At 63.6% G+C, this 25,914-nt stretch carries 29 protein-coding genes; 18 read left to right on the top strand and 11 right to left on the bottom strand.

The genetic code is table 11. The features are described from left to right. Nucleotides 1-8: 8 nt before the first annotated feature. Nucleotides 9-716 (top strand): phosphate signaling complex protein PhoU, encoded by a 708-nt coding sequence (gene phoU, locus FJW06_RS25065; protein WP_140755557.1) that lies wholly within the window; start codon nt 9-11, stop codon nt 714-716. 16 nt (nt 717-732) lie between these two features. After that, nucleotides 733-1,422, top strand: a complete 690-nt coding sequence (gene phoB, locus FJW06_RS25060) for a phosphate regulon transcriptional regulator PhoB (RefSeq protein ID WP_010911896.1) — start codon at nt 733-735, stop codon at nt 1,420-1,422. Nucleotides 1,423-1,727: 305 nt separating this feature from the next. On the opposite strand, the gene FJW06_RS25055 is transcribed toward phoB, so the two are convergent. Continuing rightward, the gene (locus FJW06_RS25055; RefSeq protein WP_140755555.1) at nt 1,728-2,969 is read right to left on the bottom strand and encodes an ROK family protein; all 1,242 of its coding nucleotides are present in this window, start codon (nt 2,967-2,969) and stop codon (nt 1,728-1,730) included. Nucleotides 2,970-3,236: 267 nt separating this feature from the next. On the opposite strand from FJW06_RS25055, the gene xylF reads away from it, so the two are divergent. From xylF to FJW06_RS25035, 4 genes are all read left to right on the top strand, one after another. Beyond that, entirely contained in the window at nt 3,237-4,277 is a 1,041-nt protein-coding gene (gene xylF, locus FJW06_RS25050; protein ID WP_140755553.1) for a D-xylose ABC transporter substrate-binding protein, read from the top strand. 232 nt (nt 4,278-4,509) lie between these two features. Beyond that, nucleotides 4,510-5,862, top strand: a complete 1,353-nt coding sequence (locus FJW06_RS25045) for a sugar ABC transporter permease (protein WP_140755551.1) — start codon at nt 4,510-4,512, stop codon at nt 5,860-5,862. 19 nt (nt 5,863-5,881) lie between these two features. Further along, nucleotides 5,882-6,682 (top strand): ATP-binding cassette domain-containing protein, encoded by an 801-nt coding sequence (locus FJW06_RS25040; protein ID WP_140755549.1) that lies wholly within the window; start codon nt 5,882-5,884, stop codon nt 6,680-6,682. A gap of 130 nt (nt 6,683-6,812) precedes the next feature. Then, nucleotides 6,813-8,435, top strand: a complete 1,623-nt coding sequence (locus tag FJW06_RS25035; RefSeq protein ID WP_140755547.1) for a CHASE domain-containing protein — start codon at nt 6,813-6,815, stop codon at nt 8,433-8,435. 93 nt (nt 8,436-8,528) lie between these two features. Here the strand turns inward: FJW06_RS25035 and FJW06_RS25030 are convergent, their stop codons facing one another. The 5 genes from FJW06_RS25030 to FJW06_RS25010 all read right to left on the bottom strand — a co-directional run bounded on the left by FJW06_RS25030 (nt 8,529) and on the right by FJW06_RS25010 (nt 11,839). Continuing rightward, complete coding sequence (locus FJW06_RS25030) at nt 8,529-8,774, bottom strand: YMGG-like glycine zipper-containing protein (RefSeq protein WP_027166589.1); 246 nt, start codon at nt 8,772-8,774, stop codon at nt 8,529-8,531. A 437-nt stretch (nt 8,775-9,211) separates the two neighbouring features. Continuing rightward, nucleotides 9,212-9,379, bottom strand: a complete 168-nt coding sequence (locus FJW06_RS30270; protein ID WP_181178550.1) for a hypothetical protein — start codon at nt 9,377-9,379, stop codon at nt 9,212-9,214. 129 nt (nt 9,380-9,508) lie between these two features. Then, a complete protein-coding gene (locus tag FJW06_RS25020; RefSeq protein WP_246674827.1) occupies nt 9,509-10,459 on the bottom strand; it encodes a sensor histidine kinase in 951 nt (316 codons plus the stop codon). A 256-nt stretch (nt 10,460-10,715) separates the two neighbouring features. Beyond that, nucleotides 10,716-10,880: a DUF1328 domain-containing protein gene (locus FJW06_RS25015; RefSeq protein WP_018429836.1), complete on the bottom strand. Its 165-nt coding sequence runs from the start codon at nt 10,878-10,880 to the stop codon at nt 10,716-10,718. A gap of 164 nt (nt 10,881-11,044) precedes the next feature. Then, nucleotides 11,045-11,839, bottom strand: a complete 795-nt coding sequence (locus tag FJW06_RS25010; protein ID WP_140755543.1) for a response regulator — start codon at nt 11,837-11,839, stop codon at nt 11,045-11,047. Between the two features lie 218 nt (nt 11,840-12,057). Between FJW06_RS25010 and FJW06_RS25005 the strand changes: the two genes are divergently transcribed. Genes FJW06_RS25005 through FJW06_RS24995 form a run of 3 tightly spaced genes read left to right on the top strand, consistent with a single transcriptional unit; the run spans nt 12,058 to nt 13,886 of the window. Then, a complete protein-coding gene (locus tag FJW06_RS25005; protein WP_140755541.1) occupies nt 12,058-12,261 on the top strand; it encodes a NepR family anti-sigma factor in 204 nt (67 codons plus the stop codon). Nucleotides 12,262-12,264: 3 nt separating this feature from the next. Beyond that, complete coding sequence (locus FJW06_RS25000) at nt 12,265-12,816, top strand: RNA polymerase sigma factor (protein ID WP_140755539.1); 552 nt, start codon at nt 12,265-12,267, stop codon at nt 12,814-12,816. 50 nt (nt 12,817-12,866) lie between these two features. Next, nucleotides 12,867-13,886, top strand: a complete 1,020-nt coding sequence (locus FJW06_RS24995) for a DMT family transporter (RefSeq protein ID WP_140755537.1) — start codon at nt 12,867-12,869, stop codon at nt 13,884-13,886. A 34-nt stretch (nt 13,887-13,920) separates the two neighbouring features. On the opposite strand, the gene FJW06_RS24990 is transcribed toward FJW06_RS24995, so the two are convergent. Continuing rightward, nucleotides 13,921-14,292: a response regulator gene (locus FJW06_RS24990; protein WP_140755535.1), complete on the bottom strand. Its 372-nt coding sequence runs from the start codon at nt 14,290-14,292 to the stop codon at nt 13,921-13,923. Nucleotides 14,293-14,460: 168 nt separating this feature from the next. On the opposite strand from FJW06_RS24990, the gene FJW06_RS24985 reads away from it, so the two are divergent. The 4 genes from FJW06_RS24985 to FJW06_RS24970 all read left to right on the top strand — a co-directional run bounded on the left by FJW06_RS24985 (nt 14,461) and on the right by FJW06_RS24970 (nt 16,691). Further along, complete coding sequence (locus FJW06_RS24985; protein WP_140755533.1) at nt 14,461-15,222, top strand: Crp/Fnr family transcriptional regulator; 762 nt, start codon at nt 14,461-14,463, stop codon at nt 15,220-15,222. A gap of 152 nt (nt 15,223-15,374) precedes the next feature. Further along, nucleotides 15,375-15,701, top strand: coding sequence for a DUF883 family protein (locus FJW06_RS24980; RefSeq protein ID WP_140755531.1), 327 nt, complete (start codon nt 15,375-15,377; stop codon nt 15,699-15,701). A 6-nt stretch (nt 15,702-15,707) separates the two neighbouring features. Then, on the top strand, nt 15,708-16,172 hold the full coding sequence (locus tag FJW06_RS24975; RefSeq protein ID WP_140755529.1) for a hypothetical protein: 465 nt from the start codon (nt 15,708-15,710) through the stop codon (nt 16,170-16,172). Between the two features lie 297 nt (nt 16,173-16,469). After that, entirely contained in the window at nt 16,470-16,691 is a 222-nt protein-coding gene (locus tag FJW06_RS24970; RefSeq protein ID WP_140755527.1) for a hypothetical protein, read from the top strand. A gap of 15 nt (nt 16,692-16,706) precedes the next feature. Here the strand turns inward: FJW06_RS24970 and FJW06_RS24965 are convergent, their stop codons facing one another. Further along, nucleotides 16,707-17,627 (bottom strand): diacylglycerol kinase family protein, encoded by a 921-nt coding sequence (locus tag FJW06_RS24965; protein WP_140755525.1) that lies wholly within the window; start codon nt 17,625-17,627, stop codon nt 16,707-16,709. 245 nt (nt 17,628-17,872) lie between these two features. On the opposite strand from FJW06_RS24965, the gene FJW06_RS24960 reads away from it, so the two are divergent. Further along, nucleotides 17,873-19,237: a PRC-barrel domain-containing protein gene (locus FJW06_RS24960; RefSeq protein ID WP_140755523.1), complete on the top strand. Its 1,365-nt coding sequence runs from the start codon at nt 17,873-17,875 to the stop codon at nt 19,235-19,237. Between the two features lie 63 nt (nt 19,238-19,300). Here the strand turns inward: FJW06_RS24960 and FJW06_RS24955 are convergent, their stop codons facing one another. Further along, on the bottom strand, nt 19,301-20,863 hold the full coding sequence (locus FJW06_RS24955) for an alkaline phosphatase family protein (protein ID WP_246674826.1): 1,563 nt from the start codon (nt 20,861-20,863) through the stop codon (nt 19,301-19,303). Nucleotides 20,864-21,074: 211 nt separating this feature from the next. On the opposite strand from FJW06_RS24955, the gene FJW06_RS24950 reads away from it, so the two are divergent. The 4 genes from FJW06_RS24950 to FJW06_RS24935 all read left to right on the top strand — a co-directional run bounded on the left by FJW06_RS24950 (nt 21,075) and on the right by FJW06_RS24935 (nt 24,247). Beyond that, nucleotides 21,075-22,007 carry a VOC family protein gene (locus FJW06_RS24950; protein WP_140755519.1) on the top strand — a complete coding sequence of 311 codons (933 nt, stop codon included), beginning with the start codon at nt 21,075-21,077 and terminating at the stop codon, nt 22,005-22,007. A gap of 3 nt (nt 22,008-22,010) precedes the next feature. Then, nucleotides 22,011-22,640, top strand: coding sequence for an alpha/beta hydrolase (locus FJW06_RS24945; RefSeq protein ID WP_140755517.1), 630 nt, complete (start codon nt 22,011-22,013; stop codon nt 22,638-22,640). Between the two features lie 2 nt (nt 22,641-22,642). Beyond that, nucleotides 22,643-22,942, top strand: coding sequence for a GNAT family N-acetyltransferase (locus FJW06_RS24940; RefSeq protein ID WP_095767389.1), 300 nt, complete (start codon nt 22,643-22,645; stop codon nt 22,940-22,942). Between the two features lie 246 nt (nt 22,943-23,188). Beyond that, nucleotides 23,189-24,247 carry a dipeptidase gene (locus FJW06_RS24935; protein WP_140755515.1) on the top strand — a complete coding sequence of 353 codons (1,059 nt, stop codon included), beginning with the start codon at nt 23,189-23,191 and terminating at the stop codon, nt 24,245-24,247. Nucleotides 24,248-24,401: 154 nt separating this feature from the next. Here FJW06_RS24935 and FJW06_RS24930 read toward each other — a convergent pair whose 3' ends face one another. Together FJW06_RS24930 and FJW06_RS24925 are read right to left on the bottom strand one after the other, a co-directional pair. After that, nucleotides 24,402-24,656: a hypothetical protein gene (locus FJW06_RS24930; protein WP_140755513.1), complete on the bottom strand. Its 255-nt coding sequence runs from the start codon at nt 24,654-24,656 to the stop codon at nt 24,402-24,404. 1 nt (nt 24,657) lies between these two features. Further along, nucleotides 24,658-25,887 (bottom strand): aminomethyltransferase family protein, encoded by a 1,230-nt coding sequence (locus tag FJW06_RS24925; protein ID WP_140755511.1) that lies wholly within the window; start codon nt 25,885-25,887, stop codon nt 24,658-24,660. Nucleotides 25,888-25,914 lie beyond the last annotated feature (27 nt).

Here is a 25,914-nt window from a genome sequence, read left to right as displayed (position 1 = left end):
ACATCATCATGGCCGAACATACCGTCGCCTCCTTCGACGAGGATCTGAGGCAGATCAGCCGGCTCATCAACGACATGGGCGACCTTGCTGCCTCGATGGTCGGCGCCTCGACCAAGGCGCTGCTCGAAAGCGACAATGCGCTGGCGCAGCGCGTCGTCTCCGACGACGCCATCATGGACGCAAGGCAGCGCGAGCTCGACGACCGCGCCATCACGCTGATCGCCAAGCGCCAGCCGATGGCCGACGACCTGCGCAGCGTGGTCGGTGCGATCCGCATGGCGGGCGACCTGGAGCGTATCGGCGATCTCGCCAAGAACATCGCCAAGCGCGTCGGCTCGGTCGGCGTCAGTGCCGCACCGCGTGACCTCACGCATTCGATCGATTCCATGGCGCAGATGGTGCTGATCCAGGTCCAGGGCGTAATCCAGGAATATACGGTGGGCGATGCCACGGCGCTCGCCAAGCTGCGCAACGACGACGAGCGCATCGACGTCAAATACACGGCCGTCTTCCGCGAGCTGTTGACCTATATGATGGAAGACCCGCGCAACATCACCGCTTGCACGCATCTTCTGTTCTGCGCCAAGAACCTCGAGCGCATCGGCGACCATGTGACCAACATTGCCGAGAACGCCTATTATGTGCTGACCGGCACGCTATTGCCCGCCAACCGTCCGAAGCAGGACGAGACGGCAATGTCGGCTCCGGCTGCCTGACGAAAAGGTTACCCCGATGATCGCGCCACGCATCATGGTGGTGGAGGACGAGGAGCCGCTGGGGGTGCTGCTCCGCTATAACCTCGAATCCGAGGGTTACCAGGTGGAAGTGGTAACCCGCGGCGACGAGGCCGAAATCCGCCTTCAGGAAAACGTTCCCGACCTGCTTGTGCTCGACTGGATGGTGCCGGCGGTCTCCGGCATCGAGCTCTGCCGTCGCCTCAGGATGCGGCCCGAGACAGAGCGGCTGCCGATCATCATGCTGACGGCGCGGGGCGAGGAAAGCGACCGCGTGCGCGGTCTTTCGACCGGCGCCGACGATTATCTGGTCAAGCCGTTCTCGACGCCGGAGTTCATGGCGCGCGTCAAGGCGCTGCTGCGCCGCGCCAAGCCGGAGGTGCTGTCCAGCGTGCTCAAGGTCGGCGACATCGTGCTCGACCGCGAATCGCACCGCGTCTACCGCAAGAAGAGCGAGATCAGGCTCGGCCCGACCGAGTTCCGACTGCTCGAATTCATGATGCGTCACCCCGGCCGCGTGTTCTCGCGCAGCCAACTGCTCGACAATGTCTGGGGCGAGACGATCTATATCGACGAGCGCACGGTAGACGTCCATGTCGGGCGCCTGCGCAAGGCCGTCAACAACGGTCGCATGCCGGACGTCATACGCACCATCCGCGGGGCGGGTTACGCGATCCGCGAGGATTGACCTGAAGTTGCCGAAGTTCGGACTCGCTCGGCACTTCCGACATCCACGCTGCCGAGTAGTCGAGACGCTTGTGCTTCGTCATCCACGGCGGAGCAAGGAGCGCAGCGACGCAGCGTAGACCCGAGGATCCATTCCGTGACTTCGACGCGGCACTGCGGTGCAGAATTCTGCTCCGCCGCACCTCATGTCCGAGGTAACGGAACGGATTCCAGGGTCTTCACGACGGAGCTTCGCTCCTTGCTCCGCCCGTGGAATGACGAAAGCTCAAAAGGCCTTCGCTAATGTCCGGCGATTCGGAAACTCGCTCAAGCGACGTTCTTCCCCGCGCCGCCTCTCGTCTGAACCGCCGGCGCAAAAATCTCCTGGTCGACAAAGGTCAGCGCGCGCATGGCACAGCCTTCGCGGATCAGCGGCAGCTCGTTCGGCTCGGTGTCGAATGAGATCGATTCCGAATGCTGGCCGCCGGCGGTCTGGGCGATCGCCTTCCTCAGCGCCGGCTCGATCAGGTCGAAGGCGGCCGCGCTGACCCCGACCATCGCGACGGGCGCCGGGTCTATCAGCGCGAACAGGCTGCCGAGGCCGAAGCCCAGCGCCTCGCCGGCCCGGCGATAGGCCTCCCGCTCGGGGCCTTCCTCGATCCGGGCCTTTGCGGCAAGCGCGCGCATGTCGGCGTCGCCGACGTCCGTCGGCGCGGCATCCTCGCTTATGCCCATGGCGCTGCGCCAGATGGCGTAATTGCCGGCATAGGCCTCGACGCAGCCGCGCCGGCCGCAGCGGCAAAGCGCGCCGCCGGGACGGTGGATCATGTGCCCGAACTCGCCGCCGGAGGAATGCGTGCCGGTGAACAGCGCGCCCTTCAGCACCAAACCCATGCCGATGCCGTGCGACAAGAGGATGGCGATGAAGTCGTCGCGATAGCGCTCGGGGTCGCGCCATTGCAGCGCCACCGCCATCATGTTGCAGTCGTTCTCCATGGTGGCGGGGATGCCGAATTCCGTCTCGAGAAGGTCGGCGAACGGGATATCGGTCAGCGGCGTGATCGGCGACCACAGCATGGCGCGTGAATGGGAATCGGTGATGCCCTGGATGCCCATGGCGATGCGGGCAACGCTGCCCACGTCGAGGTCGGGATCCTGCAGCCGGCGCCGGACGATCGCCAAGCATTCGCCGATCAGCTCGTCGCGGGGCATGATGAGCGTGTCCAGGCGCAGCTGTTCCTCGGCAACCACCTGGCCGGCATAGTCGATGACGGCAACCGACAGGAAGTTTAGCGACAGCACCACGGTCAGCACCGCGGCGGCTTCGGGGTTCAGCGCCAGGCCGATCTGCGGCCGGCCGCGTTTCAACGCCGTCGGCCCGCTGGCCTTGCTTTCGGTGAGAATACCTTCCTGGATCAGATCGGCGGAGATCGCCGAAATGGTCGAGTGGCTGAGCCCGGTGGTGGCGGCGATCTCCGTCCGCGATGGCTGGCCGGCGCGGCGCACGGCCGAAATCACCATGGCGCGGTTGCGCCGGCGCAAATCGTCGTGGCGGATCCCGACCGACATTGTCTCGCACGTCCTCCCGCGTCATCGCGGCCCTGTGATGATGCCATGGCCCGTCGCTGACACGCTAGGGATTCTGGCAGAAGTCGGGGTCTGTGTCATTGTTTATTGCGGACGTCGAAAAAAATGTCCCTGCCCATCAAAACCCATCAGAATCGCAGTTGACACCGTCGTTTTGCTGGATCACTATTTTTTTGAGGCTCGAAAAAAAGCCTCTACCGGCCTTCGGGCCAGTCTGGGTCGCGCCGCACGGGGCGCAGGGAGGATATCATGAAGAAATTCGCAGCCGCCATTCTGGCGGGCGTTGCCATGTCGCTGACGCTGGCGTCGGTCGCCGAGGCGAAGGACAAGGTCATCGGCGTGTCGTGGTCGAATTTCCAGGAAGAGCGCTGGAAGACCGACGAAGCGGCGATGAAGAAGGCCATCGAGGCCGCCGGCGACAAGTATATCTCGGCCGATGCGCAGTCCAATCCGGGCAAGCAGCTGACCGACGTCGAAAGCCTGATCTCGCAGGGCGCCAACGCGCTGATCATCCTGGCGCAGGACGCCTCGGCAATCGGCCCGGCGGTGCAGAAGGCGCTCGACGAAGGGATCCCGGTCGTCGGCTACGACCGCCTGATCGAGAACAAGGACGTGTTTTACCTGACCTTCGACAACAAGGAAGTCGGCCGCATGCAGGCCCGCGAGGTGTTCAAGGCCAAGCCCGAAGGCAACTACGTCTTCATCAAGGGCTCGGGTTCCGATCCGAACGCCGATTTCCTGTTCTCGGGCTCCATGGAAGTGCTGAAGGAAGCGATCGACAGCGGCAAGATCAAGAATGTCGGCGAGGCTTACACCGACGGCTGGCTGCCCGCCAACGCGCAGAAGAACATGGAGCAGTTCCTGACCGCCAACGACAACAAGGTCGACGCGGTCGTGGCGGCCAATGACGGCACGGCCGGCGGCGTCGTCGCGGCCCTGACAGCGCAAGGCCTGGCCGGCACCGTTCCGGTTTCCGGTCAGGACGGCGACCACGCGGCGCTCAACCGCATCGCGCTCGGCACGCAGACCGTGTCGGTGTGGAAGGACGCGCGCGAGCTCGGCAAGAACGCCGCCGAGATCGCCTCGCAGCTCGCCGACGGCAAGAAGATGGGCGACATCGCCGGCGCCAAGGACTTCACCACGCCCGGCGGCAACACCGTCAAGTCGCTGTTCCTGACCCCGATCGCGATCACCAAGGACAATCTGAACGTCGTCATCGACGCCGGTTGGATCAAGAAGGACGAAGTCTGCGCGGGCGTGCCCGCCGGCAGCGTCAAGATCTGCAACTAAGCTCAACGACGTTTGACCAAGATAACTGCGCCGCGGGCCTGGAGCGGTTCATTGAACCGCTCCCGCTCCTTGTGGCCGCAATCCCGAACGGAAAACCGCTACGCACTTGTCGTGGGATTGCTTTTAAGCCGCGGCGTTTTCTCGGAAAGATTTGTGTTTTCGCTTTTGGTGGATAGCTTCGAGGCTTGCTTTGGCATCCGCGCCAGACGGGCAAAGCCGGGGGAGGAAAATCATGACCGACACGACGTCCACGCAACCGGCGGACACCGCGCGCGCGTCGGAACTCGGCGCTGTCGCCCGGTTCCTGAAGGCGACCGAGCTCGACACCCGCATGCTCGGCATGATCGCCGCGCTGCTCTTGATCTGGGTCGGGCTTCATGTGATCTCCAGCCTGCGGCTCGGCGTCAATCCGCTCGACTTCGACAGTCGCACCTTCCTCACGCCGCGCAATCTCTGGAACCTGTCGGTGCAGACGTCGGCCGTGGCGATCATGGCTTCCGGCATGGTGCTGGTCATCGTCATGCGCAACATCGACCTGTCGGTCGGATCGGCCGAAGGGGTGATCGGCATGGTCATGGGCTTTGCCCAGGTGCATTTCCTGGTTCGCTTCGTCGGGCTTGAGCTCGGCAATCCATGGATCTGGGTCCTGGCATTGCTGATCGGCCTGGCGCTCGGTCTTATCATCGGCGCCTTCCAGGGCTTCATCATCGCCTATCTTGAAGTGCCGGCCTTCATCGTCACGCTGGGCGGATTGCTGGTGTGGCGGGGCGCTGCCTGGTGGGTCACCAGCGGCCAGACCGTGGCGCCGCTCGACACCACCTTCCAACTGATGGGCGGCGGCCCGGCGGGTTCGATCGGCGCCAAATGGAGCTGGATCGTCGGCATCGTCGCCTGTCTTGCGGTCATCTTCATGCATTATAACGGCCGCTTGCAGCGCAAGCGCTTCCGTTTCCCGCTGCGTCCGGTCTGGGCCGAGACGCTGCTCGCTACGGTCACCTGCGCGATCATTTTGGGGGCCGTGTGGCTCGCCAACTCCTATCCCTGGCCGGTCGGCATCGTGAACCGCTACGCCGCAGCCAACAACATCACCGTTCCCGAGGGCGGGCTGTTCGTCGCGCATGGCATCGCCATCCCGGTGCTGATGGCGGTGGCCGTCGGCCTTATCATGACCTTCGTCACCAAGCGCACGCGCTTCGGCCGCTATGTCTTCGCCATCGGTGGCAATCCGGAAGCGGCCAACCTCGCCGGCATCAACACGCGCTGGATCACCATGAAGGTGTTCATGATCATGGGCGTGCTGGCGACGATCGCGGCGGCAATCTCGTCGGCCAGGCAGAATTCGTCGACCAATGCGCTCGGCACGCTGGACGAGCTGCTGGTCATCGCCGCCGCCGTCATCGGCGGCACGTCGCTTGCCGGCGGTTCCGGAACCGTGCTCGGCGCCATGCTCGGTGCGCTGCTGATGCAATCGCTACAGTCCGGCATGGTGCTGCTCGGCGTCGACTCGCCGCTGCAGAGCATCGTCGTGGGCGCCGTGCTGGTCGTCGCGGTGTGGCTCGACACCCTCTATCGCAAGCGCGTCTGAGCAAGGGAGGAAGATGATCATGGCCGACAAGACCGCTCCCGCCGGCGTTCCGCTGGTCGACATGCGCAACATCTCGATCGCCTTCGGCGGCATCCGCGCCGTCGACGATGCGTCGGTCGACCTTTTCCCCGGCGAAGTGATGGCGCTGCTCGGCCACAACGGCGCCGGCAAGTCGACGCTGATCAAGATCCTGTCCGGCGCCTACAAGCGCGACAGCGGGCAGATATTCATCAATGGCGAGGAGGCTTCGATCTCCAATCCGCGCGACGCCAAGAAATACGGCATCGAGACGATCTACCAGACCCTGGCGCTGGCCGACAATGTCGATGCCGCCGCCAATCTCTTCCTCGGGCGCGAGCTGATGACCGGCTGGGGCACGCTCGACGACGTCGCCATGGAAGCCGAGGCGCGCAAGGTCATGGGCCGGCTCAATCCACGGTTCCAGCGCTTCAAGGAGCCGGTCATCAAGCTGTCGGGCGGACAGCGGCAGTCGGTGGCGATCGCGCGAGCGATCCTGTTCAACGCCCGTATCCTGATCATGGACGAGCCGACCGCGGCGCTCGGCCCGCAGGAGACGGCGCAGGTCGGCGAGCTGGTCAAGCAGCTCAAGGCCGACGGCATCGGCATCTTCCTGATCAGCCACGACATCCATGACGTTTTCGAGCTCGCCGACCGGGTCTGCGTGATGAAGAACGGCCAGGTGGTCGGCACCGCGCGCACCACCGATGTCACCCAGGACGAGGTGCTCGGCATGATCATCCTGGGCAAATGCCCGCCAGGGGCGATTCCGGGCCCGGGCGCGCTGAAGATAGCGGCATGAAGTCGAACGGATAGCCGGCTAATAACGGCTGGTGATATACCAGCCGCGGCGATGATTTGACCGCGCCATTGTGTTGACGCGGAGACTTGCCCATAAAGGTCGTCGACCGTCCACGGGCCGCACCCTTGATTTGAAGAAGCTCTTTCCGATCGTTGCCTTTGTCGCCGTCGCGCTGATCAGCCTGACCATGGCGGGGTTCGCCTATTTCGCCACGCAGGAGGCCGCGCGGATCAAGTTCGAGGGGACGGCCGATGATGCGCTGAGCCGCATCGAAAGCCGCATCGACCTGCATCTGTCGCTGCTCCGCTCGACAAAGGCGCTGTTCGATGCCCGCAACGGCGACATCACGCGCGGCGAATTCAAGGCCTTCTTCAGCGCGCTCGACATCGACGACAATTTCGCGGGGCTTCGCGGCATCGGCTTCCTGAGACTCGCAAAGGCCGGCGACGAGGCGGCAGTCGAACGCGACATCCTGCACGACCTTGGGTCGGCGCACTCGATCTATCCCGCGACGACCGAGCGATGGCGCGCGCCGATCGTTCTGTTCGAGCCGCTCGATACGTCCAACCAGTCGATCATCGGCTTCGACATGTTCAGCGAGCCGGTACGGCGCGCGGCGATCGAAAAGGCGATGGCCGACGACCAGCAGCATGCGAGCGGCATCGTCCAGCTCGGCCAGGGCGCCGGCGTGGCGCAGACCTTCACCGGATTCCTGGTTTTCGTGCGGCTGAACGTCGAAACCGCGCCCGAGGTGATCAATGCAAGCCGCTCCTCCACAGCCGGTTTTCTCTATGCCGCGTTCCGCGCGCAGGATCTGTTTCAGGTCGCGCTCAGCCATTCGCCGCTGCTGCCGGTCAACGTCGAGGTCTATGACGGCAAGCCCGAGGACGGCAATCTTTTGTTCCGTTCGGAAGCGCCGCCGGCGGAACGCATCGGGGCAAAGCTTTTGGCGCGCCGCGATATCGCTGTCGCAGGCCGGCCCTGGACCGTGCTGTTCAGGCCGACAAGCGCCTTCGAACCGCCGTCCTCGCGCGCCATTCCGGTGATGCTTGGGCTGTTCGGCCTTTTGCTCGCCGGCGCCATCGCCTTGGTGGCGCGTTACCAGGAACGCGCCTATGACGCCAAATCGGCGCTGCACGAGGCGACCGAAAAGAGCCTGCTGGAAAAGGACCTGATCCTGCAGGAGATGAAGCACCGCATCAAGAATTCGATCACCCGCGTGCTGGCGATCGCGCGGCAGACGGCCTCGCAAGCCACCGACCTCAAGGAGTTTTCGGCGTCGTTCTCGGCGCGCCTCCAGGCCATGGCGGCATCGCAGGACATGCTGACGCGCTCGCGCTGGCAGAAGGCCGATCTTGGCGACCTGCTGCGCACCGAACTCGGGCAGGTGTTCGGCAAGGATCTTCCCGATGGGGTGTTGTCGGGGCCGCAGGTGCTGCTCGACGAGACGACGACGCAAGCGCTCGGGTTGACCTTCCACGAACTCGCCACCAACGCGCTGAAATATGGCGAAGCCGGCAATTCGGTGGGCGCCCTCAAGGTCGACTGGAGCATCGAAGGGCGTGGCCGCGGGCGGACGCTGCTCTTGAACTGGCGCGAAACGGGTCAGAAGAACCTGGAAGCTCCGGCCAAGACCGGCTTCGGCACCAAGCTGATAGACCTCAATGTCACGCGCGAATTGCGCGGCACGATCGCGCGCGATTACCGTGACGATGGGCTGAAGGTGGAAATCAGGATCCCGCTTGCCGCGTGAGCGGGTCAAAAGTTCTTGGCTGGCGAATCAGCATTTTAACCCGAGGAGAACCGGAGGCCGGCTGCCGGCCTCCGGTCTCTCTCAGGTACCGAACTAGTTGCAGCGAGCCGTGTAGATCCGGCCGCGATGATCGCGATACTGGCAATAGCCGTTGCGCAGGTTGCGAACCAGAAGGCCCGACCCGGCGCCGACGGCCGCGCCGATCAGCGCGCCCTTGCCGCCGCCGACCAAGCCCCCCACACCGGCGCCGATCAGGCCGCCGCCGACGACGTCCTGCTCGGTCGTGGTGCAGCCGCTGACGGCGACCACGGCAACCATGGCAATGATCATCTTCCGCATAGAATTGCTCCTCAGTTTTGTCCTCACTTTTGGCAGTGCCAACAATCATTTAGCATGAAAAAACCTGCTTTGCCCTCCCGTTTTTGCTGTTGCCTAACATAGTCTTTTCGGGGCGCTCGCCGTTCGACGCGACAAGCGTGCCGGAAACCTCCAGGGATGCGACCAGCGTGCCGTCGGGCCGCACATTTCAGGCGATCCGGTCGCAATCGTCCTCCAGCGCCGGATCGACGGCGAGGCATGACGGGCACTTCGAGTTCGCGGCAATCGGTCATTGTGCTCGAACAGCCGACGACGAAAAGCAACGCAGCGATGTGTTCCATGGCTCTCTCGCCGCAAACAACGATTCTCGGCGAACGAAAGTTCCGGGCCTGGGTTTCAAGACGTCGCGCTGAGCGGATGAGACGACGCTGCAAAGTCCTGTCTCGATCCCGAGTGGGTCAGAACAATTGCCAGGCTGCGGTCAAGGCCATGGGGGCCAGAAGCGCGATCGCGCCGAGGCGGAGCGGAAGATGCGACGATCGTGGGGCCAGCGGCGGCTCGGCATCCTGGAAGCCGCTCATCGAGACGCGGGCGGTCTGCTCCAACCTGTTCATGCCCGCAATCATCTCAGTCTCCAAGGTCGTGCCGGCGCACGGGTGGGTTTCCGCGCATCGTTAGCCGGGAGCACAGAATCGGACTTTATGGTGAACAGCCGGTTAAGGGCGTCGCCGGCAAGCTTCGCGCCGGCTGCGCCATCAGTCCGTCTCGAAATTCCCGTGCGGGACGGTGAGGCGGTATTCCATGCGGTCTTTGCCGATTTCCAGCGTCGCGGAGCCATTCAGCGACATCGGCACGACGCGTTCCAGCGCGACGCTACCGAAGCGCTTCTCGTTGCGCGCTGCGTCGCCGACCGCCTCGGTCCAGGTCAGCAAAAGGTTGGGCGGGGTTCCGTTCTCGGGATCGAGCCTAGCGCGCACCTCGACATGACCGTCCGGCTGGGACAAGGCGCCATAACTCACCGAGTTCACAGCCAACTCATGCATCGCCAGGCCGATATGCAGGGCGGCGTTGGGATTGAGATAAGGATTTTCGCCCGTGAACCGCAGGGCTTTGGCCAGATCGCTGCTATAGCGGCCGACCTGGCCCGATACGAGCTCCTGCAGCGCGGCTCCCCGCCAGTTGGAGGATGTGACCAGATCCTGCGAGGAAGCGAGCGATTGCAGCCTACCGCGGAACCGCGCCAGGAAGTCGCCAAGCGTCTCCGTATAGCGCCCCGTCTGCGTGGCGATGCTCTGGATAATGGCCAGGAGATTCTTCGACCGATGACTGACTTCGCGCAGCAATGCTTTCAGCGTCTGCTCGCGGCGTTTCTGCTCCGTCGTTTCCACCATCGTCGTGACAACGCCAAGCACGTCGCCGGCTTCCCCGCGGTCGGCATCGATCCAAAGGTGGAACCAGCGGACGCCCTGGCTTCCCGGAATGCTGAGCTCGAGCTGGTCCGCGTTGCCGGATTGGATCACCCCGAGTTTGGCGGCTTGTATGCGCTCGGCCTGGGCCGGCGAAAGCAAATCCTTGCCATCGGCCGTTTCGGCCGCCCAGGGCGCGCTCATGTTGCGTGCCCAGACCGTCTTCATCTGCCGGTCCTGGTAGAGAACCGAGATCCCGGCATTGTGCAGGGCATGAAGCAGGGCTCGCCCCAACTGCATCCCGCTCTCCGAGGGATGCATCGCGATCACTTCGCCGTTCTGGTTTTGACCCCTGTCTTTCGTGGGACCCTCGGAAGGCATTGGAAATTTTCCCGCGCTCGGTCCTTGAACGGCTCAATCCGCAAACTGGTTCCCGCGAGTCACTGCCCCGCGATCGCGAGGCTCTCCAAAAGCGGTCCGCCGGACGGTGCTCTTTCGAGGCGCCGTCCGGCGGTGGCTGGAAACCGTTTGAGGGGTGCGGCTTCCAGTGTTGCGGTCAGGCTCTCCTGAAGAGGCCAGCGATGAGCGAAATCACCAGGAAGGCGAGGAAGATGAAGAACAAAATCTGCGCAATACCCGCCGATGTGCCGGCGATGCCGCCGAACCCAAGCGCGCCGGCGATGATTGCAACTACGAGAAATACGAGCGCCCAGTACAGCATGATGCGTCTCCTTCTGTCGGGAAAAGAACGTGGCTCGATGTCGTTTGTTCCACCATTTGCCGAAAAAGACGATCCCTTGAAGGGCTTTTCAAATCGCAACAAGCAAGGCTCATGCGCGCCGAAAAGCCTCGCATGACATTCCAAACAGCTTGGCTTCGGCAGGCTCAGGCGGCGGCTTTGGCCTGACGATCGAAGAACAGGGCCTGGCTGATCAAAGCCTTGACCATGTCGGGATTGAAAGGCTTGGTGACCAGAAAGGCCGGCTCCGGACGCTCGCCGGTTAGCAGGCGCTCCGGAAAGGCGGTGATGAAGATGACCGGCACCGGCGTCGAGGACAAAATCTCGTTGACGGCTTCGATGCCCGAGCTGCCGTCGGCGAGCTGGATATCGGCCAGGACCATTTTTGGCCGCGTCTTGCCGAACAGGGCCACCGCCTCGGCATGAGTGCGCGCCGTGCCCACCACGCGGTGGCCGAGACTTTCGACCATCTCCTCGATATCCATGGCGATCAGAGGCTCGTCCTCAATGATCAGCACGTCGGTCGCCACCTGGCGGGAAATCTCGTTGCTCGCCTGAGCCAGCAACTCCGAGAACTCGTCCTCCTCGACGTCGAGGATTTCCGCCGCCTCGTCCTCGCTGAAGCCCTCGACGGCAACCAGAAGGAAAGCCTGCCGCGGACGGGGCGCGAGCGCATTCAGATTGGCCGCGGCCCGCTGCTCCCAAGCGGTCTGAGCCTGTTCCTGCGGCACGCGGATGGCCACGGAGGTGAACAGCCTGGCGAAAACCTTATAGAGCGCGATCCGGTCGCTTGAGGCTTCGGGGAAGATGTTGGTGTCGGCGATGATGGCTTCCAGCATCGCGGCGACCAGCGCGTCACCGCTCTCCTGCGATCCCGATACCGCCCGCGAGAAGCGGCGCAGGAACGGAAGATGCGGGGCGATGGTAGCTGATAAACTCATTATTGACGTCTCCCTCAGATGACGTTGCATGTTGAAGGCCACGCGGTTGCAAGCCCCGAAAAATTAAACGCCGGCTTCCGGAAAAAGTTCCGACGGCAGTGGAACTAAATTAGGAAGCGGGCGTTTCGGGGTTTCGGGATGGGCAACCAGACGAGGGTTCCGCTTGCGTTGTGGTTTTTAGTCGAAGAGCGGTTCGGGTGCTGGAAATTAGGGCTGCTATGAAAGAAATGTCAAAAAAGCAGATGGCTGATGCCGCAAGCAGGCATCGGAACGGGGATGGCAACCCGCTGGGGGCGAACTCCGAAATCGCGCGCAAGCTCAAGCAGTATTATGACGAGTTGGTCTCAGACCATGTGCCGGACCGCTTCGCTCAGCTGCTCAGCCAGTTGGAACAGGCCGAACCAGCCCAGAAAAAGGACTGAGGCATGGCGGCGGTATCCCAGAACTTCAAGACCGAGCTGCTCGGCGCGATCCCGAGCCTGCGCGCTTTCGCCGTGTCGCTGACGCAGAATGCCGACCGGGCCGACGACCTCGTCCAGGAAACGCTTGTAAAGGCCTGGGACAAGCACGAAAGCTTCCAGCCGGGCACCAATCTCAAGGCATGGCTTTTCACCATCCTGCGCAACGAATTCTATTCGCAGATGCGCAAGCGCGGGCGTGAAGTGCAAGACAGCGACGGCATCATGACCGCCAGGCTCGCCGTCCACCCGGCCCAGCACGGCCAACTCGACCTCAAGGATTTCCGCGGCGCGCTCGAGCAACTGCCCGAGGATCAGCGCGAAGCCATCATTCTGATCGGCGCTTCAGGCTTCTCCTATGAAGAGGCCGCCGAGATTTGTGGCTGCGCGGTCGGCACGATCAAGAGCCGCGTCAGCCGAGCGCGCTCCAGGCTGCAGGAGATCCTCAAGATTTCCGGAGAGGACGAGTTCGGGCCCGACGCGATCTCGGCGCAGGTCACGGGTTCGAACGCGGCGTAATTTTCGGGATACGGAGTGCCGTCTGGTTCCTCGACGCGCGGGATCGGCCAATGCGGCGGCGTCAGCCGCTCGCGGAGCTTTTGTTGTTTCCTGAGGACTTGCTTGCCGGGCCAGCCCGCAGTCTACTCGGCGCTATGGAAACCATCTTCACGGCACCGGTCTTCCGCCTCCGACTGCCCTTGGACGGGTTGCGGCCACTTGGCCCGCGCGCCAGGGCCGCCGCGCTTGCCGTAGGGGCCGTGCTTTTCTGGGCGACGTGGCCGACGCTGGCCACGCTGGCGAGCCCCGCGCCTCCGTTCCTCGTCTTTGGGCTGGCTGCGGCAGTAGGCTTTGCCGCCGCGCTTTTCATGGCGGTCTTGCGTGGGCGCACCGCTTCCTTCTTCGCCACGCCGCTCCGCACGGTCCTTCTTGTCAGCGTCGGCCTGCTCGTCAACAATGTCCTCTATCTCTTCGCCATGCCCAGAATCGGCCCGGCGGAGGCGAATGTCGTCGCTTATCTGTGGCCGGTGATGCTGGTGCTCATCATGGCCCGGAAGCGGCGTGAACGGCTTGGCCCGTTGCGCCTGGGGAGCATTGCCCTCGGTTTCGTCGGCGCGGTGGTCGCGATCGGTCCCAGCTTCGCGCTCGGTTTCGACCTTTTTGGCGTGCTCCTGGCATTTTTGAGCGGCCTTACCTTTGCCCTCTATGCCGCGATCCGCTCGGACGGTCGGGAGGCGGAGGACGTCATCGGGCCGTCCATGGGGTTTCTGGCGGTGCTTGCGTTGGCATTGCATTTCGGGTCCGAGGCGCCGGTCAGCCTTTCATCATCCCAGTTGCTGGCGATCTTGGCGATAGGGATCGTTCCGTTGACGCTTTCCAACGCGCTTTGGGACCGGGCGACCAGGACAGGCCATGCCGCCCTGATCTCGGCAGTCGCCTACGCGACGCCGTTGGCCGCGCTGTCCCTGCTCGCGTTGTCCGGCATTGGCAATGTTTCCTATGGGCTGGCCGCCGGCGCCGTGCTGATCGTCATCGGGGCGCTTGGCGCTTCCGGCATTTTCTGGAGGGGTTCTGGTTCGCGCAAGCTGTGATGCGGAGCGCGGCCGGGAAGCAGCGAAACTCGCGTCAGGCGCGCCCGCAAGCCACGGCCACGGCTTCGATCAGATCGTCGCCCGCAAAGGGCTTGGTGACCAGCCGGATGTCCGGAAACGCCTCCTTGACCTCGTCCGAATCCGAATAGCCAGAGGCAAATACGAACGGTATGCCCTCGCGGCGCAGCCGGGCGGCGAAATCCAGGGTGGAGTCACCGCCGAGCATTAGGTCGACAACCGCCGCATCGAAGCGCGCGGGCAGCGCTTGCCCCTCTAACTCAGCCACCTCCCGGGCGATCGTGACCTCCGCGGCGCCGTGATCACGGCAAAGCTGCTCGACATCCATCGCAATCAGGAACTCGTCCTCCAGAACGAGAATACGCAGTCCGTCAAGCAGTGCTGGCACTTATCGGTGTCTCCTGGGCAGGGCCGCACTGATTGCGCGGAATTTGTTGCCATGTCATTTAAAAAAGACATGGCTAAAAATAGACGGATCCCCAGCCTCACGGAACCCCTGACAATCTCAAGCGTTTCCTTGCGCCCATCAGGGCAGGGATTTCGAAGAGGGGTCGAAATGTCCAGCCAAAGCGCACGTCCGGCTGCCAGTCGTCAACATCCCTGTGAAGAGTGCCCGTTGCGGCCATTGCCGGCCTTTCGCGCGCTCGGGAAGGAGGAGCTGTCGTTCGTAAGCACTTTCAAGCGCGGCGAGCTCGCCGTCGACAAGGGGGCGACAGTGCTGGTCGAAGGCAGCCATAGCGCGCATCTCTATACCGTACTGTCGGGCTGGGCGTTCCGCTACAAGCTCCTGCCCGACGGGCGCCGCCAGATCCTCAACTATTCCATGCCTGGCGACCTAATCGGCTTGCAGGGAAGCCTGATGGGCGAGATGCAGCATTCCGTCGAGGCCTTGTCGCCGATGCTGTTATGCGTCTTCGAGCGCGACCAATTGCAGGAGCTCTATCGCAACCATCCCGGCCTTGCCTATGACATCACCTGGATCGCATCGCGCGAGGAACGCATGCTGGATGAGAACCTGCTCAGCATCGGCCGCCGCACCGCGCTCGAACGAGCGGCCTACCTCATCGCTTTTATCGCCAGCCGGGCGCGCAGCGCCGGGCTGAACGGCCAGACGCCGGTGCGAATCCCGATCACGCAACAGCACATCGCCGACACGCTCGGCCTTTCGCTGGTCCATACCAACAAAACGATCCGCAAGCTGATGGACCGCAAGCTCGTCCTGTGGCGGGATGGCGGCTGCGAGGTGGTCGACTATGACGGGCTGAAGAAGCTTGCCCGGTGGGAGGGGCTGGGCGAGGAACGCCGGCCGCTGATCTAGGGTGTCGATTTTCAGGCGAGGTCAGCCGGCTTCCTGCGCTTCCGGTTCTCACGTACTTTAGGTACGCTTCGCTCCGGGGGCTTTGAGCGGTCAGACCCGGAACCATGGTGCTGAACGGGCGTTGAAACCAACGCAAACGCAAGGAGTTAGAGATGGCAACCGCCGCAGGCAGACCCGCAACTGATCAAGCAACGACCGCAGACCTGGAAGCCGATATCGAGCAATTGAAAGCGGATATCCAGAAACTCACGGAGCAGCTCGCCAGGACCGGTCAACACGGTTATGGGGCGGCTCGTCGTGCTGCCGCGGATAGCGTGGAGCAATTGCGCGCGCAAGGCGAAGCCGCTTTCGAGAGCATGCGTGGCAGCGCCGAGGACATCGAAGCGCAACTGATCGCCAAAGTACGCGAGAAGCCCGTGACGTCGCTGGCGATCGCGGCAGGTGTTGGCTTCCTCTTTGCCCTGCTTTCCCGCCGCTAACCTCAGATGGGGACGCTTGCCTCGCTGATCTCGGCCCTTGCCTCGGGCGAGGCAATGGCTGCTTTGCAAAGGGCGCGGACGACGGCAATCCTTTACGGACTTGCCGCCGTCTTTGCCCTGTGCGGTGTCGGCTTCCTCATCGGTGCAGCCTATATCTGGTTGGCGGCGCGCTATGGATCGCTGGCGACCACCCTCGGCTTCGGCATAGGGTTCCTGGTGGTTGCCGGGCTCATTCTTGTCGTCCACAAGCTGACGGCGAGCCTGCGCAGCAGGCGGCGCGCGCGGCGGCGGCAGGCCGACATGACCGCGTTGGGCATCACCGCGGCGCTTGCCCTGCTTCCGGCCCTCGCCAAGAGCAAAGGCGGGTTGGGAGCCGTCATCGCACCTGCCCTGGCGGTCGTCGCCTACGCCATCTATCGCGAGAACGCCAAGCCAAAGCCGCGCGAGCCCGTTCCGGAAGACATGCATTGAAGCGCCGCGCTGACCGCACTCAGGCGACGCACTTTAAGTCGTTGTTTGATGCATGTCGTCGGCTCAGACGGCTGCACACTTCTGGGCGACATCTATTAGGCTGTTCGACACCTCTCAAGCTGGTGGCCGCTTCAAGCAATTGCCTCGACGGCTGATTTGCTCGCCAGCCTCAAAGACGTGCTCCGGCCTCATTCCAATGATCGGAAAGCAATGCCACCGCCGGGAACCTTCACGTAAAGGACCCGTTACCCGACGGTGCCCTGCCTGAAACGCCGCCGCCCAACATGGAGGCCAATCATGACGAAGATCGTTCCTGAAAACAAAGCCCGTCAGGGACACTGGGGCTGGCATGCTCTGAGGATACTCATCGCCGGCCTGTTGCTCGTATTTATTGCGTGGGGTGCGGTGGAGATATACGGCGAACTGATCAAGTCGCCGAATTCCGGCGCGCAACATGTACCACAGCCGCCCGGCACCGAGCAGGGCCCCGCTCCCGCCCAACCGACCTCGCAACCCTGAAGAAGCGCTTTCCGTTCAAGCTGCCTTTGCGCTGACGCCGCGCGACGGAACCAGGACGTTCAGAGCGCCCGGATGGATTTCAACCGTCGTCTCACGGGCAAGCTGGATCAGTTCGCCATCCAGCACTGCACGAACCTTCCTGGTGGAGGAGTGGATCTTCAGCACTGCCCTATCAGCCTGATGCACCTCGACATGCGCGCTTTGGCGCCATCTGCCGCGCAGCATGTCCAGCAAAAGCTTTGCCAGATGATGACGACGGCGCGCGACGCTGACATAGATGCCGAGCACGCCGCCGGCCGGATTGTCGGCATAGGGCAGGTGGCCCTCGCCGAACAGGTTGTTAGAAATGCCGATGCCTGTGGTGCGGGTGACGATCTCCGCCTTGCCGACGCTCAGGCTCACCTTAAGCGCCGGCGGGTTCTTGATCGCCTCCCATGCGGCGCGCACGGATGCCTGCATCTTTCCAAGACGCGAGCCGAAATCCATTTTTTCGCGCAGCTGAACCATCCTGGCATGCATGCCGACCGAGAACTGGTGCACGAAAGGCTGGCCGTTGGCGCTGGCCATATCGACGGCGATCACCTCGCCATCGGCAAAGGATTGCAGCGCCGCTCCCAATGTCTGCGGAATGCCGAGCCCGCGCGCGAAGAGGTTCATCGTGCCGGCGGGCAAGATGGCCAGGGCCTTCTTCTTGTTCATGAGCAGGGACGCCGCGGTGGAAATCGTGCCGTCGCCGCCTCCGGCGAGAACGACATCGATATTGCGCTTGGCAATTGCCTTTTGCAGCGCCGCAGTGACGTCGCGGCCGGCCACGATGTCGATCTCGACAGAATGCCCCGCCGCCTCGAGTGTGTGACGAAGCTGTTCAGAAAATGCCTCAATGTCGATGGCGCGAAGCGTGCCGCCGTCCTGGTTCAGCACCGCAGCAAACCGCATGCACCTCTCCGTGTTGCGTTCAGGCCGGTTGAGCCGGCAGACCCTCGGCCGCAGGCTGAACGGCGATGCGGCCGCAAAGGTTCCGCCGGAGGTCCCAGGAGTCCGGCCACTGGAGGAGCGCGCTGTGGTTGGAACAACACCCCTGTCACAACGTTGTGAACCTGTCGACACTGCGGCTCCCGACCCGCCATTCAGGGCTGGCCAAGGGAGCGCAATGCACAGATCAGGCACGAGGAGAGACCAAGATGATCCGCACTCTTTTTGCAACGACCGCGATCGCGACGCTGCTCGCGACCGGCGCTTTTGCACAGACGACACCCGCCCCGGCTCCACAAGCCCCGGCAGCTGAAAACACGGCTCCGGTACCGCGTGCCGACGGCGCGCTGATGTCCAATATCATCGGCGAGTCCGTCTATAACGGGACCGGCAATGACGCCCAGAACATCGGCAAGGTCGATGATGTGGTGTTCGATTCGAGCGGCAAGGCCAAATCTGCCATTATCGGGGTCGGCGGGTTCCTTGGCGTCGGCAAGAAGGACGTCGCTTTCGACTATGGCAAGCTGGAATGGGCCGAGAAGAACGGCGATCGCTGGCTGGTGGCCAAGTCGACGAAGGATGAGCTGAACGCTCTGCCGGCATTCGACCGCAAGCCTTATGATCCGGCGCCGGCGCAGTCTGCCGATGCTACGCAGCCTGCCAACAACACGACGACGACCCAGGCTCCCGCGGCCGCACCGGCCGAGCCGGTGAAGAAGGCGGAGGGCAATCTCGCCACCAATATTATGGGCGAGTCCGTCTATAACGGCACCGCGGACGACGCCCAGAAGATCGGCGACGTGAAGGACATCGTGCTTGCCAAGGACGGCAAGGCCGAGTCGCTGGTGATCGGCGTCGGCGGCTTCCTCGGCATCGGCACGAAGAATGTCACCTATGACTTCGCCAAGGCCAAGTGGGCGGAGAAGAACGGCGACCGCTGGCTGGTGGCCGAGACGACGAAGGAGGAGCTGCAGGCCCAGCCCGACTTCAACCGCAAGGCCTATGATCCGGCGCCAGGATCGACGACGGCCGCGAACAACGCCCCTGCGGCGACCACGCCCGCAGTGGTGTCTTCGGACACGACCTCCGATAAGGGGGCTAAGCCGGCACAGCCCGCCAAGTCGACGGCCGAGAACAAACCTGCGACGCCGCCGGCTCAGAGCACGGCCGAGAACAAGCCCGCCGATAACGGCGCCGCCGCAACCGACCAGACCAAGACCGCTTCCATCGACAAGTCGACATTGACCGAGATGCCGATGGGCAACATGCGTGTCGACGACCTCAAGGGCACGACGGTCTATGGCGCCAACGACGCCAAGATCGGTTCGATCGGCGACGTCGTTCTGACGCCCGACAACAAGCCGGACGCGGTGATCGTCGACGTCGGCGGCTTCCTGGGCATCGGCGCCAAGCAAGTGGCGATCGGCATGGACAAGCTCAAATTCATGACCGACAAGGACGGCAAGAAGTATCTCTACACCAACTTCACCAAGGAGCAGCTGCAGGCGCAGACGGCCTATGACAAGAGCAGTTACGCCGCTAATCGTGACCAGCAGCGAATGATGCTGAAGTAAGGGAATAAGGCAGTAGGGCAGTAGGGCAGTAGGGAGCGATTCCCATACTGTCCTACTGCTGCTCTACTGCCCTACTGCCACGGCCAAGGCGCCTACTACGCCATCCTCAGTCAGTTCCGCCAAGGCCAGCGACTGATCGAGGTGGACGGCGCGCCAAGCGAGCATCTTTTCCGCGAATTCCAGCCGTACCGGCAGATAGGCCGGGTCGCTCGCCACGTTGTTCAGCTCGCCCGGGTCTTTCGACAGGTCAAACAGAAGCGGCGGCAGGCCGCCTCCGAAATGGACATATTTGAAGTCCATGGTGCGGATGACGGCGAGGTTGCAGGCGCTGGATCCAATACCAAAATGGCGTTCGGCCTCCCCTTTGGCGACCGTGCGGAAATCGAACTCCCAATGTGCAGCGTCACGCCAGCTCTCCGGCTCCTTTCTATCGATCCAGGGCGCAAGCGAGCGGCCGTCGAGATGGCGCTGCGGCGCGGCGCCGATCAGGTCGAGCAAGGTCGGGAAGATATCGACGGCCTCGGTAAAACGATCGACGGATAGGCCGGCTGTTGTCCTGCGCCGTGGATCGCGGATGACAAGCGGAATGTGGTAGCTGGCGTCGAAGAAGCCGCCTTTGCCGAGCATGAAGTGATCGCCCATCATCTCGGCGTGGTCGGAGGTCAGCACGATGACGGTGTCGTCCCAGGCGCCCGCCGATTTGATCGCCTGCCAGATGCGACCGAGCTGCGCGTCGACCTCGGAGATCATGCCGTAATAGATGGCGCGGATGCGGCGGAAGTTCTCCTCGCTCCAGTCCGGCACGTTGCCTTCGATGCCGGGAATGAATTTTGTCCGCTTCTGCCGGTCGAGATCGTAAGCGATACAAGGGTGGCTGCCGGCTTCAGCTTTCGGGGTAGCCGCGCGCTTGAAAGCGGGGCCTTCAGCCGGATCGTACATGGTGTTGTAGGGCTCCGGCACGATGAAGGGCGGGTGCGGGCTGATGAAGGAGATATGTGCGAACCACGGCGCGCGCTCCTCCTGCTCGCCGAGCCAGCGGATGAATTCGCCGGCCAGGAAAGCGGTCGGGGTCTGGTCCTTGGAGTAGACCGGCGGCGCATTGGTCACGTCGCTTTCCGCCTGGCCGCTGGCGGGACGGTGGATGCCGGGACTCCCGGCGCTTGTGTCTATGCCTTGCGCCCGCAGCCATGACAGCCACTGCTTCTGATGCTCGGGCAGGGCCTGGCGCACGGTGAAGCCCGGCAGCACGCCTTCATAGCTGCGCAGCCGCGGATCCTCGGGCGAGAGTTGCCGAGGGTCGAGCGAGACATCGGTGTAGCCGAACAAAGTGGGATCGTAGCCTGCCGCGCGCGCCGAAAGCGCGATGTTGCCATGGCGCGCATCGAGCGGCGTGCCGTTGCGGCAGACGCGATTGTTCATCTGATAGAGCCCGGTATAGAGGCAGGCGCGGGCGGGAGAACAGGGTGCTGCGCCGCCATAGTGGCGGCGGAAAAGCACGCCTTCCGCGGCGAGCGCATCCACATTCGGCGTCTTCACCACCGGATGGCCGGCCGCCGACAGGCAATCGCCACGCCATTGGTCGCAGGTGATGAGGAGGACGTTCGGGCGGCTGGTCGGATTGTCCAAGATCGTCTCCTTGTGGAAGCGCTCAGATGGAACGGAATCTTCGGCGTTGCAAGCCAATGTCGGTGATAGACTGGTGAACATGTTTCGACCAGTCGTTCACTTTTATAATACAGTCCATTCTGTGTTTGGCCGCTTTGCCGCCGGTCCGCCCGTCCTCATATTGGCGTGGACAGCGGCGAGGCCGCACAAGAACAACGGAAGGAGCACGATCATGCTCAATCAGATCCAGGGCCTGCATCACGTCACCTCAATGGCGAGCGACGCACGCCGCAACAATGAGTTCTTCACGAAGAAGCTCGGCCTGCGCCGGGTGAAGAAGACCGTCAACTTCGATGCGCCGGACGTCTACCATCTCTACTATGCCGACGAGGTCGGCACGCCGGGTTCGGTGATGACCTATTTCCCGTTCCCCGATATCGGTAGGGGCTGGCATGGCGTCGGCGAGGTCGGCACAACGGTGTTCTCGGTGCCGGAAGGCACGCTCGCCTATTGGGAAAAGCGCTTCGCCGACGAGGGCGTGGGCAACGTCGCCCGCACCGAAAGTTTTGGCGAGAAGCGGCTGACCTTCACCGGTCCCGACGGCGACAGCTTCGCGCTTGTCGAGGACAAGGCCGACAGCAGAGCGCCATGGGTCAAGGGCGGCGTTCCCGGCGACGAGGCGATCCGCGGCTTTCACTCGGTCTCGCTCCGGCTGAAGGATGGCGGCGCCACCGAGGAGCTGTTGAAGTTCATGGGCTATGAGGAGGTCGACAAGTCCGGCAATATCCGCCGGCTGGCGGTCAAGAACGGCAATGGCGCCGACGTGGTCGACATCGAATCGCTGCCGGGCGCGGGCTTTGCCAATCTCGGCGCCGGCTCGGTGCATCACGTCGCCTTCGCGGTCGAGGACCGCGCCAAGCAGCTCGAAGTGCGCAAGGCGCTGGTCGACACGGGCTATGGCGTGACGCCGGTCATCGATCGCGACTACTTCTGGGCGATCTACTTCCGCACGCCGGGCGGCGTGCTGTTCGAGGTGGCGACCAACGAGCCGGGCTTCGACCGCGACGAGGACACCGCGCATCTTGGCGAGGCGCTGAAGCTGCCGACACAGCATCAGCATCTGAGGCCTTACCTCGAAGAACACCTGCAGAAGCTGGAAGACTAAGCCATGAGCAAGGACGCTTACATCCACAAGGTGCTGCCCGGTTCGCCAGGCAGCCCGCTGCTCTTCGTCTTGCACGGCACCGGCGCGGATGAGAACCAGCTTCTCGGCTTCGGCCGCGAGTTGTTGCCCGGCGCGACGATTATCTCCCCGCGCGGCGATGTGTCGGAGTATGGTTCTGCCCGTTTCTTCCGCCGCACCGGCGAGGGCGTCTACGACATGGACGACCTGGGGCGCGCGAGATCGAAGATGGCAGGCTTCGTCAAGGCGCATGTCGAGGCGGCAAAGCCTTCGGCCGTGTTCGGCCTCGGCTATTCCAACGGCGCCAACATCCTGGCTTCGGTGGTGTTCGCCGAGCCCGGCCTGTTCGACGCCACGGCGCTGATGCATCCGCTGATCCCGTTCGAACCGCAAGTGCAGGGCAGCCTTGCCGGCCGCCGCATCCTGATCACAGCCGGCAAACGCGATCCGATCTGCCCGCCCAATTTGAGCTCGCGGCTCGAGGCCTATTTGCGCGCCGATGGCGCCGATGTCACAGTGGAATGGCACGACGGCGGGCATGAGGTTCGGCCGAATGAAATCGAGGCGGCGCGGCGGTTTTTCGCGCTGGCGCCGGTTGCCGAAGGAGGCAAGTAAAAATGGCTGACCAACTGCCCGAGATCGAACTGGAAGACCGCGGCTCAAAGGGGCGCTACGTGCTGCGCGGCCCCGGCGGCGCCGAGGCCGAGATGACCTTCACCAAGATCGGCGAGCATCAGCTCATCATCGATCATACCGAGGTGCCGGACGTCTTTCGCGGCCAGGGCGCCGGGCTTCGGCTCGTCACCCGCGCCGTCGAGGATGCGCGTGCCGCCGGCAAGAAGATCATCCCGCTCTGCCCCTTCGCCAACGCCCAGTTCCGCCGCCATCCGGAATGGGCGGATGTGCTGAAGCGGTGAGCGCAGCTTTCCCCTCTCCCCTCGTGGGAACTGAGGAATTGAAGAACTGAAGAACTGGGGAATTTAAAAAGCTCTGCGTCCGACGTGACGTCGCTTGTTCAATTCCTCAGTTCCTCAATACCCGCAAGGGGAGAAGGAGAGGCCCAACCTTGGCATTTGCACGCCCCGGTCATCTTGCCTAAGTTGACGGTTCGCCTCGGACGAAACCTGTCGTCCCGCCCGTCACCGATTTGAATGGCTCCCCCGATGACCGATACCGACCTGATCCCCGTTTTCGACGGACATAACGACACGCTGCTTCGGCTCTACCAATCGAAGGAAGCCGATGTCGAAAAGCTGTTCATCGAGGGGACGCCGGGCGGCCATATCGATCTGCCGCGCGCCAGGAAGGGCGGCTTCGCCGGCGGCATGTTCGCGATCTTTCCGCCGCCGGTCGAAAAGTCGAAGCGCAGCGCCGTGCCGCCGGCGCCGAGCGACAACGAGCCGCTGCCGCCGGAATTGCTGCAGGCTGACGCGATCACCTCGACCATCGGCATGGCTTCCATCCTGTTCCGCCTGGAGCGCGCTGGCGCGCTGACCGTCTGCCGAAGCGCTGGCGATGTGCGTGACGCCATGGCCAAGGGTTCGATCGCGGCCGTGTTCCACATCGAGGGCGTCGAGGCGATCGATCCCGGGCTTGCCATGCTCGACGTTCTGCATGCCGCCGGGCTGCGCTCTCTGGGCATCGTCTGGAGCCGTCCGAACGCCTTCGGCAATGGCGTGCCGTTCCGCTTTCCCTCCTCGCCCGACACCGGACCCGGCCTTACCGATGCCGGAAAGGCGCTGGTCAAGGCCTGCAACCAGCTCAGGATCATGATCGACCTTTCGCATCTCAACGAGAAGGGTTTTCGCGATGTGGCCGAACTCAGCGACGCGCCCCTGGTCGCCACCCATTCAAACGTGCATGCGATCTGCGGCCATTCGCGCAACCTGACGGAATGGCAGCTCGGCGCGATCCGCGAATCTGGCGGCATGGTCGGCCTGAACTTCGCCACCGGCTTCCTGCGCGAGGACGGCCGCATGAATGCCGACACCAGCATCGACATCATGGTGCGCCATATCGATTCGCTCTTACAGGCGCTGGGCGAGGATGGCGTCGGCCTCGGTTCCGATTTCGACGGCGCCATGATCCCGGCCCCAATCGGCGACGTAGCCGGCCTGCCCAAGCTCATCGATGCGCTCGCCGCACGCGGTTTCGGGCGCGCGCTGATCGAGAAGATCGCTTACCGCAACTGGTTGAGCGTGCTGGAAAGGACGATCGGCTGAGACCCTGTCGATACTCAGGTGATGCCGGCCTGCAAACAGTGGCCCCTCGGCGCTTCCGGTGCTCACGTACTTTAAGTACGCTCCGCTCCGGTTCTCGAGAGCCACTGTTTTCGACTCGGCCTGACCTGAGTCTCGGCAGGGTCTTGGCGCGCTGTCAGCAGTGGCCCATGCGCTTCAGCCATTCCTTGCCGACGTCGCGGTCGCGGATGATCGCCAAGGGGTCTTCCGCGTCGAGCCGGGCGCAGATGCGGTAGACCTCCAGCGTCTCGGCATTCATCTCGCCGCGCTTGAAAAAGAACATGGCCGCCGCGTAGCGGGTGCGGCCGGACCACATCTCGCCGAGCGGTGTGTTGACCAGCTCCCACTGCTCGGCTGCTTCCGCTTCCAAGTCTTCCGCTTCGCTTGCCATGTCAAAAGTCCGCCGGCGGGTTGGCGGTGCGGCGGTCGAGCTTGATGAAGGGCCGCGGCACCACCTTCGCCTTCTTCATCAGCTTGTGGTACTGCAGCTCGCGCATGGCGTAAACCTCGACCCAGAGGTCGTCGACGATCGTTTCGCCATAGGGTCGCCGCAGCGAGGCGAGCGCGATGTTGCGCTTGGCCATCGGCGACCACATCGCCGCGCTCACCAGCCCAACTTCCTGGCTCTTCCTGTAGTAGACGATGGCATGCTCGGCCGGAATATTGCCTTCGATCTCCAGTCCGACCAGCACGTGACGCAGCTTTTTCCTGGCGCGGGCTTCGAGGATGGCGCGGCGGCCGTTGAAATGTCCCTTATCGGGATCGATCATGAAGCCGAGGCCGATCTCGTCGGGCATGCGCAGGCGGTCGGTGCGGATGGCATGCTCGGACGTGGTGAAATCGGCATTGGCGACGATGAGGCCGGCTTCCAGTCGGGCGCGGTTCAGCGCCGTGTAGCCGATGGCGCGAATGCCGCGCAATTCGCCCGCCGCCATCAGCCGGTCCCACAGGCTCAGCGCCTTGTCGGCCGGCACGAACAGCTCGTAGCCGAGATCGCCGGTGAAGCCGGTGCGCGAGATGGTCACGGTAGCGCCGTCGTGGGTGAACTCGGCGAGGTCCAAGACCTTCAGCCGCTCGACGCCGGCAAAGCCCGCGTCGCGCAGGATGGCGAAGGAGGTGGGGCCTTGCAGCGCCAGGCCGGCGACCGCCTCGGTCTCTTCCTCGACGCTCACGTCGTAGCCGATGGCGCTGTCGAGAAGCCAAGGCAGATGCCGCTCCTGCGAGCACAGCCGGAAGCGGGTCGGCGAGAGCCGGAACAAAGTGCCGTCGTCGAGCACGAAGCCTTCGTCGTCGCACCAGGCGGTGTAATGGACGCGGCCGGGTTTCAACCTGGTCACGTCGCGCAAGGTGACGCGATCGAGATAGGCTTCGGCATCCGCACCCTCGATCCGGTATTTCGTCATCGGCGAGATGTCGAACAGCGCCGCCTGGCTGCGGATGGCGAAATATTCGAGCTCCTCGTCCCATAACGAATGCGGCGCGCGGTAGCCGGCCCAATTGTACCAGTCCTGCTTCAGTGCCAGCGCGTCGATGCGCGGCTGGAAGGGCGTGCCGAGCCGCAGCGTGCGGAAGTGGGATTGCGTGAGGGTGCGGGCGGAATTGATTTTCACATGACGATTCATGACGGCGTTCCTTCGCGCCCCCCTCTG

The sequence above is a fragment of the Mesorhizobium sp. B4-1-3 genome (assembly GCF_006439355.1).
In the GTDB taxonomy this organism is placed as follows: domain Bacteria; phylum Pseudomonadota; class Alphaproteobacteria; order Rhizobiales; family Rhizobiaceae; genus Mesorhizobium.
This window is presented reverse-complemented; position numbering and strand designations above follow the sequence as displayed.

What these genes read in the sequence shown, in the direction of transcription:
- FJW06_RS24975 (WP_140755529.1), top strand. Translation starts at nt 15,708, where the DNA reads ATGGGGACGCTTGCCTCGCTGATCTCGGCCCTTGCCTCGGGCGAGGCA.
- FJW06_RS24985 (WP_140755533.1), top strand. Translation starts at nt 14,461, where the DNA reads ATGTCCAGCCAAAGCGCACGTCCGGCTGCCAGTCGTCAACATCCCTGT.
- FJW06_RS25055 (WP_140755555.1), bottom strand. Translation starts at nt 2,969, where the DNA reads ATGTCGGTCGGGATCCGCCACGACGATTTGCGCCGGCGCAACCGCGCC.
- FJW06_RS25000 (WP_140755539.1), top strand. Translation starts at nt 12,265, where the DNA reads ATGGCGGCGGTATCCCAGAACTTCAAGACCGAGCTGCTCGGCGCGATC.
- FJW06_RS25015 (WP_018429836.1), bottom strand. Translation starts at nt 10,880, where the DNA reads ATGCTGTACTGGGCGCTCGTATTTCTCGTAGTTGCAATCATCGCCGGC.
- FJW06_RS24965 (WP_140755525.1), bottom strand. Translation starts at nt 17,627, where the DNA reads ATGCGGTTTGCTGCGGTGCTGAACCAGGACGGCGGCACGCTTCGCGCC.
- FJW06_RS24950 (WP_140755519.1), top strand. Translation starts at nt 21,075, where the DNA reads ATGCTCAATCAGATCCAGGGCCTGCATCACGTCACCTCAATGGCGAGC.
- FJW06_RS30270 (WP_181178550.1), bottom strand. Translation starts at nt 9,379, where the DNA reads ATGATTGCGGGCATGAACAGGTTGGAGCAGACCGCCCGCGTCTCGATG.
- phoU (WP_140755557.1), top strand. Translation starts at nt 9, where the DNA reads ATGGCCGAACATACCGTCGCCTCCTTCGACGAGGATCTGAGGCAGATC.
- FJW06_RS24995 (WP_140755537.1), top strand. Translation starts at nt 12,867, where the DNA reads ATGCGGCGGCGTCAGCCGCTCGCGGAGCTTTTGTTGTTTCCTGAGGAC.
- FJW06_RS25020 (WP_246674827.1), bottom strand. Translation starts at nt 10,459, where the DNA reads ATGCAGTTGGGGCGAGCCCTGCTTCATGCCCTGCACAATGCCGGGATC.
- FJW06_RS25005 (WP_140755541.1), top strand. Translation starts at nt 12,058, where the DNA reads ATGAAAGAAATGTCAAAAAAGCAGATGGCTGATGCCGCAAGCAGGCAT.
- xylF (WP_140755553.1), top strand. Translation starts at nt 3,237, where the DNA reads ATGAAGAAATTCGCAGCCGCCATTCTGGCGGGCGTTGCCATGTCGCTG.
- FJW06_RS24980 (WP_140755531.1), top strand. Translation starts at nt 15,375, where the DNA reads ATGGCAACCGCCGCAGGCAGACCCGCAACTGATCAAGCAACGACCGCA.
- FJW06_RS24940 (WP_095767389.1), top strand. Translation starts at nt 22,643, where the DNA reads ATGGCTGACCAACTGCCCGAGATCGAACTGGAAGACCGCGGCTCAAAG.
- FJW06_RS25040 (WP_140755549.1), top strand. Translation starts at nt 5,882, where the DNA reads ATGGCCGACAAGACCGCTCCCGCCGGCGTTCCGCTGGTCGACATGCGC.
- FJW06_RS25010 (WP_140755543.1), bottom strand. Translation starts at nt 11,839, where the DNA reads ATGAGTTTATCAGCTACCATCGCCCCGCATCTTCCGTTCCTGCGCCGC.
- FJW06_RS24925 (WP_140755511.1), bottom strand. Translation starts at nt 25,887, where the DNA reads ATGAATCGTCATGTGAAAATCAATTCCGCCCGCACCCTCACGCAATCC.
- FJW06_RS25045 (WP_140755551.1), top strand. Translation starts at nt 4,510, where the DNA reads ATGACCGACACGACGTCCACGCAACCGGCGGACACCGCGCGCGCGTCG.
- FJW06_RS24935 (WP_140755515.1), top strand. Translation starts at nt 23,189, where the DNA reads ATGACCGATACCGACCTGATCCCCGTTTTCGACGGACATAACGACACG.
- FJW06_RS24970 (WP_140755527.1), top strand. Translation starts at nt 16,470, where the DNA reads ATGACGAAGATCGTTCCTGAAAACAAAGCCCGTCAGGGACACTGGGGC.
- FJW06_RS24930 (WP_140755513.1), bottom strand. Translation starts at nt 24,656, where the DNA reads ATGGCAAGCGAAGCGGAAGACTTGGAAGCGGAAGCAGCCGAGCAGTGG.
- FJW06_RS25030 (WP_027166589.1), bottom strand. Translation starts at nt 8,774, where the DNA reads ATGCGGAAGATGATCATTGCCATGGTTGCCGTGGTCGCCGTCAGCGGC.
- phoB (WP_010911896.1), top strand. Translation starts at nt 733, where the DNA reads ATGATCGCGCCACGCATCATGGTGGTGGAGGACGAGGAGCCGCTGGGG.
- FJW06_RS24945 (WP_140755517.1), top strand. Translation starts at nt 22,011, where the DNA reads ATGAGCAAGGACGCTTACATCCACAAGGTGCTGCCCGGTTCGCCAGGC.
- FJW06_RS24960 (WP_140755523.1), top strand. Translation starts at nt 17,873, where the DNA reads ATGATCCGCACTCTTTTTGCAACGACCGCGATCGCGACGCTGCTCGCG.